General features: G+C 59.5%; 14 protein-coding genes. 4 read left to right on the top strand and 10 right to left on the bottom strand.

Annotated elements, in window-relative coordinates; all coding sequences use genetic code 11:
- The first annotated feature begins 221 nt into the window (after window positions 1–221).
- A complete protein-coding gene (locus H2LOC_RS00420) occupies window positions 222–1,718 on the top strand; it encodes a sigma 54-interacting transcriptional regulator (protein ID WP_136494595.1) in 1,497 nt (498 codons plus the stop codon).
- 243 nt (window positions 1,719–1,961) lie between these two features.
- Here the strand turns inward: H2LOC_RS00420 and H2LOC_RS00415 are convergent, their stop codons facing one another.
- From H2LOC_RS00415 to nifE, 7 genes are all read right to left on the bottom strand, one after another.
- Entirely contained in the window at window positions 1,962–2,342 is a 381-nt protein-coding gene (locus tag H2LOC_RS00415; RefSeq protein ID WP_136494594.1) for an iron-sulfur cluster assembly accessory protein, read from the bottom strand.
- An 11-nt stretch (window positions 2,343–2,353) separates the two neighbouring features.
- The gene (locus tag H2LOC_RS00410; protein ID WP_136494593.1) at window positions 2,354–2,542 is read right to left on the bottom strand and encodes a 4Fe-4S dicluster domain-containing protein; all 189 of its coding nucleotides are present in this window, start codon (window positions 2,540–2,542) and stop codon (window positions 2,354–2,356) included.
- A gap of 28 nt (window positions 2,543–2,570) precedes the next feature.
- Window positions 2,571–4,040, bottom strand: coding sequence for a nitrogenase cofactor biosynthesis protein NifB (nifB, locus tag H2LOC_RS00405; protein ID WP_136494592.1), 1,470 nt, complete (start codon window positions 4,038–4,040; stop codon window positions 2,571–2,573).
- An 82-nt stretch (window positions 4,041–4,122) separates the two neighbouring features.
- Complete coding sequence (locus H2LOC_RS00400; RefSeq protein ID WP_136494591.1) at window positions 4,123–4,419, bottom strand: NifU family protein; 297 nt, start codon at window positions 4,417–4,419, stop codon at window positions 4,123–4,125.
- Window positions 4,416–4,886 carry a NifB/NifX family molybdenum-iron cluster-binding protein gene (locus H2LOC_RS00395; protein ID WP_136494590.1) on the bottom strand — a complete coding sequence of 157 codons (471 nt, stop codon included), beginning with the start codon at window positions 4,884–4,886 and terminating at the stop codon, window positions 4,416–4,418. The genes H2LOC_RS00400 and H2LOC_RS00395 overlap by 4 nt, the downstream gene beginning before the upstream one ends.
- Window positions 4,887–4,889: 3 nt before the next feature.
- The gene (nifN, locus tag H2LOC_RS00390; protein ID WP_136494589.1) at window positions 4,890–6,242 is read right to left on the bottom strand and encodes a nitrogenase iron-molybdenum cofactor biosynthesis protein NifN; all 1,353 of its coding nucleotides are present in this window, start codon (window positions 6,240–6,242) and stop codon (window positions 4,890–4,892) included.
- A 9-nt stretch (window positions 6,243–6,251) separates the two neighbouring features.
- Window positions 6,252–7,652, bottom strand: a complete 1,401-nt coding sequence (nifE, locus tag H2LOC_RS00385) for a nitrogenase iron-molybdenum cofactor biosynthesis protein NifE (protein ID WP_136494588.1) — start codon at window positions 7,650–7,652, stop codon at window positions 6,252–6,254.
- A 300-nt stretch (window positions 7,653–7,952) separates the two neighbouring features.
- Here nifE and H2LOC_RS00380 point away from each other — a divergent pair, with 300 nt between their 5' ends.
- Window positions 7,953–8,291, top strand: a complete 339-nt coding sequence (locus H2LOC_RS00380; RefSeq protein WP_136494587.1) for a hypothetical protein — start codon at window positions 7,953–7,955, stop codon at window positions 8,289–8,291.
- Window positions 8,292–8,391: 100 nt separating this feature from the next.
- Here H2LOC_RS00380 and H2LOC_RS00375 read toward each other — a convergent pair whose 3' ends face one another.
- The 3 genes from H2LOC_RS00375 to H2LOC_RS00365 are packed head-to-tail and all read right to left on the bottom strand — an operon-like array spanning window position 8,392 to window position 10,400.
- Complete coding sequence (locus tag H2LOC_RS00375; protein WP_136494586.1) at window positions 8,392–8,589, bottom strand: Nif11-like leader peptide family natural product precursor; 198 nt, start codon at window positions 8,587–8,589, stop codon at window positions 8,392–8,394.
- Between the two features lie 56 nt (window positions 8,590–8,645).
- On the bottom strand, window positions 8,646–9,530 hold the full coding sequence (gene nifH, locus H2LOC_RS00370) for a nitrogenase iron protein (protein WP_136494585.1): 885 nt from the start codon (window positions 9,528–9,530) through the stop codon (window positions 8,646–8,648).
- Between the two features lie 6 nt (window positions 9,531–9,536).
- Window positions 9,537–10,400 carry a VOC family protein gene (locus H2LOC_RS00365; protein WP_136494584.1) on the bottom strand — a complete coding sequence of 288 codons (864 nt, stop codon included), beginning with the start codon at window positions 10,398–10,400 and terminating at the stop codon, window positions 9,537–9,539.
- A 425-nt stretch (window positions 10,401–10,825) separates the two neighbouring features.
- On the opposite strand from H2LOC_RS00365, the gene vnfD reads away from it, so the two are divergent.
- Together vnfD and vnfG are read left to right on the top strand one after the other, a co-directional pair.
- Entirely contained in the window at window positions 10,826–12,244 is a 1,419-nt protein-coding gene (gene vnfD, locus H2LOC_RS00360; RefSeq protein ID WP_136494583.1) for a nitrogenase vanadium-iron protein, alpha chain, read from the top strand.
- On the top strand, window positions 12,241–12,582 hold the full coding sequence (gene vnfG, locus H2LOC_RS00355; RefSeq protein ID WP_136494582.1) for a V-containing nitrogenase subunit delta: 342 nt from the start codon (window positions 12,241–12,243) through the stop codon (window positions 12,580–12,582). Before vnfD ends, vnfG begins: the two co-directional genes overlap by 4 nt.
- The last annotated feature ends 72 nt before the right edge of the window (window positions 12,583–12,654 follow it).

Here is a 12,654-nt window from a genome sequence, read left to right as displayed (position 1 = left end):
GCGGATCCGTCACAGGTCATCATATTTGAGGCGGCGTCCGCGGCTTTTGGCGGCCCGGTGGATCGAATCCACGATGGAGGTGCGCATTGGCGACTAAATTGGGGCTTGCAGGGGGTAATACTCCGGATAGCGCCTCTCGCGGGGTCTCTGGCGTGTCGCCATTCGAACCGCACACATGTCAGTGCGACCTCGGGGAGTGCAGAACGAATGTGCTTCCCCTCATGAACGAAATGAGCAGCATCGCCAATGCGAGCGATGACCTGTCGGAGACGCTGCAGATATTATTGGAACTCTTGCGCACGCATATGAACGTCGTGAGAGCCATGGTCAGCCTGTTCGAGCCGGGGTCCGGCGACATCTTCATCCATCGAAGCTTTGGCCTAAGCGAGGAAGAGGAAGCCAAAGGCATCTATTTTCTGGGCGAGGGCGTGACGGGGCGCGTCGTCGAGTCAGGCCAGCCGATTATCGTGCCGAGGATCAGCGAGGAGCCGGGCTTTCTCAACCGCACCGGCAGCCGTTCGAGCGAACTCGACAAGAAGGTGAGCTTTATTTGCGTCCCCATCACGCGCGGCAAGCGCGTGCTGGGGACGATCAGCGCGGAACGCCTCTACGACAATGCACGATTATTGCGTCTCGATGTAGAGGTGCTGTCGATATTGGCCATGATGGCGGCACAGGCGGCGGAGCTCTATCTGGTCGAAAACGTCGAGAAGGTGGCGCTCGAAAATGAAAACCGGCGCCTCCGCAGCGCTCTCAAGGCGCGCTTCAAGCCGTCCAACATCATCGGCAGCTCCAAGCCGATGCAGGATGTCTATCAACTGATCGACCGCGTGACCCGCACCCGGACCACAGTTCTGATTTTGGGAGAAAGCGGCGTCGGCAAGGAGCTCGTTGCGAGCGCTATCCACTTCAACGGCAGCTCCGCCAAGGGACCATTCGTCAAGTTCAATTGCGCGGCTCTGCCCGAAAGCGTGATCGAGAGCGAACTCTTCGGCCACGAAAAGGGCTCCTTCACCGGCGCGATCGGCGCGAGAAAAGGCCGGTTCGAGGAGGCCAATGGCGGCGCCGTATTCCTGGACGAGGTGGGCGAGCTTTCCTTGCCGGTTCAGGCCAAACTATTGCGCGTCCTCCAGGAAAGAACCTTCGAGAGAGTCGGAGGCAACACTCCGATCAAGGTGAACCTGCGGATCATCGCAGCCACCAATCGCAACCTCGTCGAGATGGTCGAAAAGGGCACGTTCAGGGAGGACCTCTATTATCGACTGAATGTCTTTCCCGTCACCATTCCGCCCTTGCGTGACCGCGGCAACGACATCATCGCTATTGCAGACTATTTCGTCGATAAATTCTCGAAAGAACTCGGCATGGAGGTGAAGCGCATCTCGACCTCGGCCATCAACATGCTCTTATCTTACCACTGGCCGGGCAATGTGCGCGAACTCGAAAATGTGATCGAACGCGCGATCATTCTTTCCGAGGATGGCGTCATCCACGGCGACAATCTTCCGCCTTCGCTGCAAATGCCTGTGCTCGCAGAGGTCGAATGCAAGGGAAGCCTCGAGACGAGGCTCAACGCGGTCGAATATGAGATGATCATCGAAGCGTTGAAAGTGCAGAAAGGCAATACGACCGAGGCCGCCAGGATGCTGGGTCTCACCCGCAGGATCCTGGGACTGCGGCTGACGAAATACAACCTCAACCACAAGGACTTTCATTAGAGGTCATCGTCGCAAAGGCCGACCGGACTTTGCGACAAAAAAAGCGCGTTCGGCTTGAACGCTGCCGAACGCGCTCCACAGGTTCACTGACAAGACATGCTATTTCCCAAACGCCCGATCACTCTTTACGGAATTATGCTCAACCTGAGCGCGTTCGATTAACGCAGTCGAACGCGCTCAAAATCTCATTGACCGAGCATTGTTCTTTTACAAAAACCGCTTCGCACTTTCTGGGAACAGGCCCTAGTTCATCGCGCTGGAGCCGCATGAATGGCCGGACGCCGATCCACAGCTTGGGGATTCCGTCGTCTGGCTTTTGCACCCGCACTGTTGACTTGCGCTGGGATCGAGCGTGAATTTGAACCCCGGATCTTCGACGTCGCCCGAATAATCCACCGTCGCGCCGCGGAGAATATCCATCGAGGCCGCGTCGAGGAAGACGCGAACCTCGCGGATTTCGATAACCACGTCGTCGCCCAAAGGTTCTTTTTCGAGCCACATGGAGAATTTGGGACCGCCGCAGCAGCCGCCCTCCGCCGCGATGCGCACGCCGGACCCCAGCTTGTCGTTCTGCCGCATAGTGGATTCGATGGCCGCGATGGCGGGACGTGTCAGAACAAGCATCTTTCCCTCCTTCAGGCTTTGACGCAGGTATTTTCAACCGGGCATGATTCGACGCAGCGCGGTGCGTCGCCGTCGCACTCCGTGCATTTGGCGGCCTCTATGATATAGGTCTCGCCCTTCATACGGATTGCGGCGTTGGGACACTCGAATTCGCAAGCGCCGCAAACCGAACATTGGGACGCGATGATCTTGTAGGCCATTTGTTTCTCCTGCACAGGTGGGTGTGAATTACGCGTCTGCGGGGGCGCCTTCTCTGCGCCTGGCGTAGAACGCGGCTATCGAGGGTTCGATGAATTCATAGGCGAAGTCGTCGCTGGGTTCGATCCCGACGGCAGCGAGTTCTTCTTTGGGGCAGTCGCCGATCTTTGCGCAGAGCAGGACATCGACGTCTGCGAGAATCTCGATAATGCCGGCAAGGGCAGAGTCCTCGCCCAATCCGCCCGTACAATAATGCTCGTCGATCTTGCGGACGCCCAGGAAGCGCACGCCCCCGCCGTCCGCCTGATAGATCAGGAACTCCGTCGCATGGCCGAAGTGCTGGTTGATCAGCCCGTCCCCTTTGGTTGCGACCGCAACCGTAAGGGTTCTGGCGTCTTTGGTTTCCGGCGCGAACGCCGCCGCAGCCGCCTTGGCGACGCCCTGCGCCTCGCGCTTTCGCTCGACCTCTGCACGATAGGCCTCGCGCTGAGAGGGATCGACTTCAATTACGTCCGGAAGTTTGTCGAGGGTGAATTCCTGACCCCTATCCTCCCCCAGGAGACCCACAGCGTCGGCGCGGCACTGGCGACAATGTCGCATCATCTTCGCGCCGCCTTCGCAGGCGTCCTGGACCTTCTTCAATTCCTGCGCGGTCGGCCCACGTTGTCCTGAAAGTCCGAAATAGGTTCCATGAGCCGGGTCCGAGATCAGCGGCATGACATTGTGCAGGAAAGCCCCGCGCGCGTTGACTTCACGATTGACATCGGCGAGGTGGGCGTCGTTGACTCCCGGAATAAGCACGGAATTGACCTTTACGAGCACCCCGCGCGCCGTGAGCATATCCAGTCCGAGCATTTGCCGTTGGTGCAATATCTCCGCGGCCTCCCAGCCCGTCCAACGCTTGTGCTCGAAATAGACCCATGGATAGATCTTGGCCCCGATTTCGGGATCCACCATGTTGATCGTGATCGTAACATGGTCGATGTTCATTGCGACGATTTCATCCACGTGGTCGGGCAAAGCCAGACCGTTCGTGGAAATGCAGAGCTTGATGTCCGGCAAGTGACGCGCGACGAGGTTGAAAGTCGCCTTGGTATGGCGCCAGTCATAGAGCGCGTCGCCGGGGCCCGCTATGCCGAGAACGGAAAGCTGCGGCACGCTCTGCGCAACCGCGAGAACCTTACGGGCGCCTTGCTCGGGGGTGAGGCGCTCCGAAACGACGCCGGGGCGGCTTTCGTTGGCGCAATCATATTTGCGGTTGCAGTAGTTGCACTGGATGTTGCAAGCCGGCGCGACCGCGACATGCATACGGGCGAAATAGTGATGCGCCTCCTCGGAATAGCAGGGATGATCCTTCACCTTCTCCCAGATCTGCGGCGCGAGCTCCCCGGCGTCGCCCGAGGCGCCGCATGAGGACGAGGCGCATCCGGTTGATTTGACGGGCGCCGCGACCGCGCCTGTTCCCGTTCCCGTTCGGATAAGGTCATCGATTGTGATCATCTTCCGTTCCCCCAAAATTGTTCCGCGTCCGGCGTCATAGGTCGTGACCTGAAATTCACAGAAAACCGTCCAGCGCGCTCAACTAGGGCATGATCGGTACGACCATGACCGGCTGGCCAAGGGTCTGAACGAGTTTGCGGCGGATCGCGCCTAACGTCTGACCGGCGAGGGCGCAGGTCAGACACTTGCCCGTGAGGCGCACCTCAACGCGCTCGCCACGCAGTTCAAGGAATTCAATGTCTCCGCCGTCAGCCTGGATTCCCGGGCGCGCCTCGGCGATCGTCCGAAGGATCAAACGCAGCTTCTCCTCCTCGCCTATCGAGGGGCCTCCCGCCTCTGAATTTTCGGCGCTAGATCGATCATCCAAATCAAGGCTCATTCCAGCTCCTCCATCGATGCGACGAGTTTACGGCTTTGGGTTGAACCGTTAGTGGCTGGCGTCGGCGGCGCAGCTTTCTTTTTCGCCTTCTCCACCCATGGAAGGCCCCCATAGACGAGCGCCAGGCTCACCTCGTTCAGCAAATCCAGAATCTCGTGGCCGTCGTCGACGACGATCGGCTGCACGCCCATCAGCATCAACCGCCGCACGGAATTACCGCCGATGGAAGCGGCGTAAACCGCAGCGCATCCGTCGACGAACTCCAGCTTGGGGATCACCTTGTCCTGAACGGAGTCCGTAAGACCGCTGCGACCGGATTCCCCCACCGGTTCCGCCTTGATAAACTGCTGGACCCCCAGCAGATCGGCGCGGCCCGGCGAAACGTCGAAGATCACGAGTTGCTCGGCGCCGCCGAAATGCAGGTTCACTCTTTCCTGATCGCTGGAGGCGAAGGCGATCTTCAGCATCGCTCACTCCGCCGCGTCGACGCGATACCGCGACACATAGGGCTGCAGTTCCTGGTAGTGGTTAGCAAGCAGATTGGCCGCCGTAAAAATCAGCCGCCGCGTACCACGGTAGCCGATCCATGCGTCCGTATGCGCGCCATAGGCGTCGTAGATCGGAAATCCTGCGCGCAGCAGCGCGGCCCCGGTTCTGCGGGATATTTCGGCGCCATGGGAATTGGTGACGATGAGATCTACCGAACCCTCCCGCACGAGAGACTCGAAGTCCTCGAGATCGCCGATAACGACCTGTTCGATCCCGAGCGCGTCGAGCCGGGTGGAATTGGCCGAGGCGACCGCCGCTACGACATGAGCTCCCATGCCGGTGAAAAAATCCGCCATGGCGGCGACGACGTCGGCGTCCCCCGCGACCCCAATCTTCGCCCCCCCGAACTGGAACTGGCAATCGACCATGGCGTCGGTAAGCTGCTCGCGATAGCGCGCGAGACGCGCGGGCGCGCAACGCCCCGATATATCGACGAGCGCCTGCGTGAGGGCGTCGCTCTCGGCGAGCCCCGTCAGTTGATCGAAGCGCCAGTCGGAAACGCCAGTGATCTCCTTCAGCGCATCGGCGGCTCCGCAGAGCGAACGCCCGATCACGAACGTTGCGATGGACTCCCCCATAGACTCGATCTCAGCCCGCAATGCTCCCCCGTAGGTCAAGGTGGAATAGCCGGCCTCGATCAAATGCCCATCCAGAGAGGCGCCGATATCTGGCGCGATGATCGGCCTGAGCCCAAAGGCTTCGATCCAATCCCGCAACTCTTCCAGATCCCCGGGAGTGAGCAGCGCTCCGGCCAGCACATTCACCTGGCGCGGATTTCTGCGCGCTTCCGGACGCCGGGTCACCAGCGTGCGGATGATGGATTCCACCGCCGCGGCGAAGCCCGTCTCCAGGCAGCCCAAAGTATCGCTGGCGCTGACCGGCGCAACGGCGACAGAACCGAAGTCGGGATATTTGCGCCGGAACTCATGGATCGTGCGCGGCACGTCCGCTCCCTGCATTTCCGAGAGGCCCGTCGTCACCAGCCCGATGATCTTAGGCTGGTTTCTCCGGCAGATCGTCGCCAGCGCTTCGACAACGCTGTCGTCTGCGCCGAGGACGGCGGTCGTCTGATCCATCGCGGTCGTCTGCAACGGAATCGGCTCATTGAAATGCCGCATGAAGAAGAGCTTGTTGAACGAAGTGCAACCGCGTGCGCCATGCTCCAGCGGCATGCAATCGGCGAGGCCGAGAAAGGCGAGCGACGCGCCGATAGGCTGGCTGGCTTTCAGCGGGTTGACGGCAAGCGCCTTTGTGGGGGTGAGGATCTGCGCCATGTCGCCTCCTCAAGCCACTGCGCGCGCCGGCCTGGGCTCGCTCCAGGAGGGACGAGACCGCACCAGGTTCCAGACCGGAGAATGAACCGCATGATCGAGATTGCGCGCCAATTCGATCAGACCGTCATAGCCCGCGTAGCCGATGCGCCGCACATGGTCGATATCGAGGAAGGGGATTCGCGATTTGAGCGTCGGATAGATGTAGCGATCCCCTGCGATCAATATGTCGGCCCCGCATTCGCGATAGACGCCGATCAACCCGGTCTGGTCGTTATCCGAGATCATGCGCGCATCCGGCCCCATCAGCTCACGTATCCGGGCCTTGTCCTCTTCCGTAGATTTTTCGGTCCCCGTCGCAACCACCACCATGCCGAGATCCTGCATCGCGGAGACAACAGACCACGACTTGTAGCCGCCGGTAAAAATCAGGACGCGCTTGCCGCGCAGCTTCTGTCTCGGCGGATCTAGAGCCGCCTCGACGCGAGCCTCCTCGCGTGCGATCAGCGCCTCCACCCGCATGGTGAGATCGGAATCGTTCAGGAGACGAGCGAAGCCCCGCAAGGCCGCGGACGTATCCTTCACACCGTAGAAGCTACCCTCGAACCAGGGAATCCCGTGATCGGCCTCCAGCTTGCGAGCGACATGCAGCATCGCCTTCGAGCAGACGACCATGCTCGCTTCCGCCCGGTGCATAGTCTGGATTTCGTGAAAGCGACTATCGCCGGAGAAGCTGCACAATACGCGCAATCCGAGTTCGTCGAATAGAGGCGACACATTCCAGAATTCTCCGCCGACATTCCATTCTCCGATGAGATTGATGTCGTGCCGAGTGACCCCCGGGATCTCCGAAGCCGTGGGCGGAGCTTCCGGCTCCCGCCCGCCGATCATGTGCTTATATGCGGCGTCGCCAGCAATTCGGTTGCCCAGATTCTTGTTGCCATAGAAGCCGGCGCAATCCACCGGCACGACGGGAACGCCGAAACGCTCTGATGCGGCTTTTGAAACGGCGTCGATGTCGTCGCCCTGCAATGCCGGAACGCAGGTGTTGTAGACGAACACAGCCGCCGGCTTGTGCGTCTCCACCGCTTGGCGAATGGCCCGATACAGCCGCCTCTCGCCCCTTCCCATGATGACATCCATATCGGAAAGATCGGTAGTCATACCGATGCGATAGGTGTCCGGGCCCGATGATCGCGTGCCGCGGTTGTCCCATGACGATCCGGCGCAGCCGATCGGGCCATGCACGATGTGAGCGACGTCGGCGACAGGAAGCAATGCGTTTCGCGCCCCATCGAAACAGCAACCGCCTTGAGTGGCTCCGGGCGCAGGCTTGGCGCAGCCCGACTTCGACTTCTTGTTGTGGGCGCAGGCGGGTTCATCCATCAACGCCTGAATCTCTTCCGGCTTCATATCTGCCTCCACGATTTCTCGAGCATCCTTTGCAAGAGCGCGGCCACGTCGATGCACGCCATTTCACCCTCGAAAAGTCGAAGGAACGCTGCCACGATGATAGATGCCGTAGAGATCTTGCGTGCAAATCTGTTCTCGGATCTCCGCGTCCGTACCGCCGTGAACGCATTGCATATGCCGAAGCTTCAATGTCGACAGGTTCTGCAGAAGCCGTCTACGTACGATCCAGATTTCTGTCGTGGCTCAAATCTTGTTACCGATTTGATGAATGCTTCGACTGCATGAACGAAAGGATATGAAATGGCAGAGCTGACCGAGAACCAGAAATTCAATCTACTGTTGGCCGATATCGCAATGGCCGCCGCGATTTCGACCGTTGGTTCGAGCTTCGACACGCCGGACGCTTACGTCCCGGGCGTCATTCGCGACAAATGGCTGGCGGAGGCCCGAGACGAGGTGTTGAAGCGCCGCGTACTATCTCTTGCGAACGCGGGAGTCGCTTCACTGCAGGGCGTCGACGCCGAACAGCTGCTACGCGCCGCGCAACGCTACAGCGTTCCGGTGGACGAAGCTCTGGCGGCGCGAATGGTGGAATTTTTCGCCGACAAGCGAGAGGCGCTCCTGCGTTATCGGCGCTGAGGCGCCGGTCGAACGAGCTTGTCGGCGTTTACGACAGGATGAAGAAACAAAGGCGACCGCCGCATAGGCGACGGTCGCGATCAGGCTCGGCACATGGATATCACATGGGCGTGACGCCGAACTCTTCGTAAATGACATCCTGGGCCTTTTTGAACTCCGTCATGGTGAACTCGAACCCGGCCTCGCGGATGGCGGCCCAGCTCGCGTCGTCATCCTCGGATACTTCGTTCATCGATTTCCTGAACTCATGATCCTCGCGCATGCGCCGGATATAGTCCACGGCAGACTCAACTGACATTGGCGCCTCCCTAAAGCGAAATAGCGGCCGGGAACGCTTCCCCGACCGCCTCACCGTCACGCAATAGCGAGTTGCTCGGCGGTCTTGCCGACGGACGATTCGTCGATGGCGTCCATGATTCCATGCTCCATCAGCAGGTCTTCGAGTTCGTCCATCGTGATCGGCGTCGGAATGATTCCCTTGCCGACATTGTTGTGAACCTTGTTTGCAAGAGTGCGATACTCGTTCGCCTGCTTGGACTCGGGAGCAAACTCCACGACCGTCATACGTCGCAGTTCGGCGTGCTGAACGATATTGTCGCGGGGGACAAAATGTATCAGCTTCGTGCCGAGCCGAGTGGCGAGCGACGAGGCCAGTTCCAGCTCCTTGTCGGTCTGGCGTTCGTTGCAGACGAGGCCGCCGAGGCGCACGCCGCCGGAATTCGCATATTTGAGAATGCCCTTGGAGATATTGTTGGCTGCATACATGGCCATCATCTCGCCGGACATGACGATGTAAATCTCCTGGGCCTTGTTCTCGCGGATCGGCATGGCGAAGCCGCCGCACACGACGTCGCCGAGAACGTCATAGGAGACGTAATCAACCCCGTCGTAGGCGCCGTTCTCTTCAAGAAAGTTGATCGACGTGATGACGCCGCGACCCGCACAGCCCACTCCGGGCTCGGGACCGCCGGATTCGACGCATTTGATGTCGCCGAAGCCGACCTTGAGAACGTCCTCGAGTTCGAGATCTTCGACGCTGCCCGCTTCCGCGGCGAGCGACAATATCGTGTCCTGCGCCTTGGCGTGAAGGATCAGACGTGTCGAGTCCGCCTTGGGGTCGCATCCGACGATCAGGATTTTCTGGCCCATCTGCGATAGCGCGGCCAGCGTGTTTTGCGAAGTGGTGGACTTGCCGATGCCACCTTTTCCATAGAATGCGATTTGACGAAGCATATTCACTCCTGTTCAGACTTGGGTTGACGACACGTCATCGAGAGCCGCATCCGCTTCCGGCTGCGGCGCTTGAACCAGTTCAACGCGGTATCCATCGGGATCTTCGATGAAAGCGACGACGCTTTCCCCGTGGCGCTGGGCGCGGGGAGGCCGCGGCATGGGCACGCCCGCTACCGCAAGGCGATCACACAGACGCATGATATTGGTCACGCCGACCGCGATGTGACCGAATGCGTCGCCATGGACGTAGGGCTCATCCCGCATCCAGTTGGCGACGAGCTCGAGCGTCATCCCGGAGCCGGGGCCGCCGTATCCGAGATAGGCCTGGCTAAACATATTCTTCTTGTGCTCGCGCCGCTCCATGAGCTGCATACCGAGCTTCCGGGTGTAGAAGTCGATCGATCGGTCGAGATCCGCGACACGCAGCATGGCGTGCAAAAGGCGGAATTCACTGGAGTCGACCGCCGCGTCGGCCATAGCCGCCAATTTTGCGGCGTAAAGCTCGGCCAACGCGGACGAAACATCCTTGCCGGCGTACATGTTGCTCGCCTGCACCCCAACCTTGGCGAGCGCCTCCTGCGGCGTAGCGCCGATCTTGGCGATCAACAGATCCGAGCAATCGGCGAGCATTCGATAGATTGTCTCTCGCTTGTCCTCGTCTTCATGGAGCGCATGCTCGGCGATCTGACGTTCTTCGACGAAGCGCGGTCCATCAGCGGAGACCGCATATATCCAGAAGGACTCGGCCTGCCCGAAATGAAAATCGATGCGCTGACCATCCCTGGTCGCGACCGCGACGCGCAGGATCGTGGGCGCGGGAGGCGTCTCCCGCTGCACGGGCGTTTCGACTTTATCCTCGACACCATCGTAGAGCATGAGCGACCTTTCCGTCAGGACCGCTATCCCTAGAGCAGAAGACGTGCCAAGCTTATATTCGCTTAAACCGGCCTGTTTTCGGCCTCACATGCGCAGCGTGGTACACTTGCAAAGCGTTTCGTTCGCACAGGTGCGCTACGGATCTTGCCTCGCCGCATTTTATATGGGCCAGCACTTACGCCGAGCCGCCGCCTAAAAGGAGAAGAGGTGCGGAGCCAGGCGCGCTACAGGAGCTAACATATTGTAATTTAGTGGTAGACTCGCCTGTGTGCCGCAACTGATATGTATTCTTATTACATTCCGATTAATTGGCACGCTTTCTGCCAATATCCCCTCGAACGGCGCTGGAACAGACTGATCTCTTCCGGCGCCGCCAGCTGAAAGCCGCCAGCTCTGCAGCTCACTTCCTGTGAGGAGGACGACTCATGCCTATGGTTTTGTTGGAATGCGATAAAGCGATTCCGGAACGAGAGAAGCATATTTATCTTAAGGTCGAGGGAGAAGACTCCCGCGACTATCTGCCGATATCGAACGCTTCGACGATTCCCGGCACGCTCTCCGAACGCGGCTGCGCATTCTGCGGCGCCAAGCTCGTCATCGGCGGGGTTCTCAAAGACACCATCCAGATGATCCACGGGCCGATCGGCTGCGCCTACGACACATGGCACACCAAGCGCTATCCGACGGACAACGGCCACTTCAACATGAAATATGTGTGGTCGACCGACATGAAGGAAAGCCACATCGTTTTCGGCGGCGAAAAGCGGCTCGAAAAATCGATCAACGAAGCCTTCGACGAGATGCCCGACATCAAGCGGATGTTCGTTTATACGACCTGCCCGACAGCCTTGATCGGCGACGACATCAAGGCCGTCGCCAAAAAGATTATGGAAGAGCGGCCCGACGTCGACATCTTCTGCTGCGAATGCCCCGGTTTCGCCGGCGTCTCGCAGTCCAAGGGTCACCACGTACTCAATATCGGCTGGATCAACGAGAAGGTCGGCACGCTGGAACCCGAGATCACCAGCGACTACACGATGAACTTCATCGGCGACTTCAACATTCAGGGCGACACCCAGCTTCTCCAGACTTATTGGGACAGGCTCGGCATCCAGGTCATCGCGCATTTCACCGGCAACGGCACATATGACGATCTGCGCTGCATGCACCGCGCCCAGCTCAACGTCGTGAACTGCGCGCGATCCTCGGGCTATATCGCCAACGAACTCAAGAAGCAGTATGGCATTCCGCGCCTCGACATCGACTCCTGGGGCTTCTCCTATATGGCGGAGGGCATCCGGAAGATCTGCGCATTCTTCGGCATCGAAGAGCGTGGAGAAAAGCTGATCGAGGAGGAATACGCCAAGTGGAAGCCCAAGCTCGATTGGTACAGAGAGCGGCTGCAGGGCAAGAAGATGGCGATATGGACCGGCGGTCCCCGCCTGTGGCACTGGACCAAATCGGTCGAGGACGACCTCGGGATACAGGTCGTCGCCATGTCGTCGAAATTCGGCCATCAGGAAGACTTCGAGAAGGTCATCGCCCGCGGCCAGAACGGCACCTATTACATCGATGACGGCAATGAGCTCGAGTTCTTCGAAATCATCGATCTCGTCAAGCCCGATGTCATCTTCACCGGCCCGCGCGTCGGCGAGCTCGTCAAGAAGATGCACATTCCCTATGTAAACGGCCACGGTTATCACAACGGCCCCTACATGGGCTTCGAGGGTTTCGTGAACCTCGCGCGCGACACCTACAATGCGGTCCACAACCCGCTTCTGAAACTCGCTGCGACCGACATTCGCGGTGAAAATGTGGTTCGCCTTCTGGAGGCCGCAGAATGAGCGAGCAGCAGATCAAGCTACTCTTCGATTACGTGCAGAAGCGCTACCTCTGGCAGTTCTTCTCGCGGTCCTGGGATCGGCAGGAGAATATCGAGGGCATCATCGCCGCGGCGACCGATATGCTGAACGGAAAGCACCCGCACAAGCATGCGCCGATGGACCGGCTGTTCTATGCCGACGCCAAGGAGATGGTGAAGGACTTCAGGGAAAACTTCCCCTGGATCGACGAGCTGGAGCCGACCCGGATCGGCGAGGTGATGAACGGCCTCAAAGGGATGCTGATCGACCACGCCATCACCCGGTCGCTGAATCACGAACTCCATCACTCGCTTTATTGACCAGCGCGCCGCCGCCCTCTCGCGGCGGCGCTCCCTAAAAGTTCAACGTGGCGCCGCCACTCACGGAAAGGA

It is taken from the genome of Methylocystis heyeri (genome assembly GCF_004802635.2).
Lineage (GTDB): Bacteria > Pseudomonadota > Alphaproteobacteria > Rhizobiales > Beijerinckiaceae > Methylocystis > Methylocystis heyeri.
Note: the sequence above shows the minus strand (reverse complement) of the source record. Positions and strands in the feature narration are given on the sequence as shown.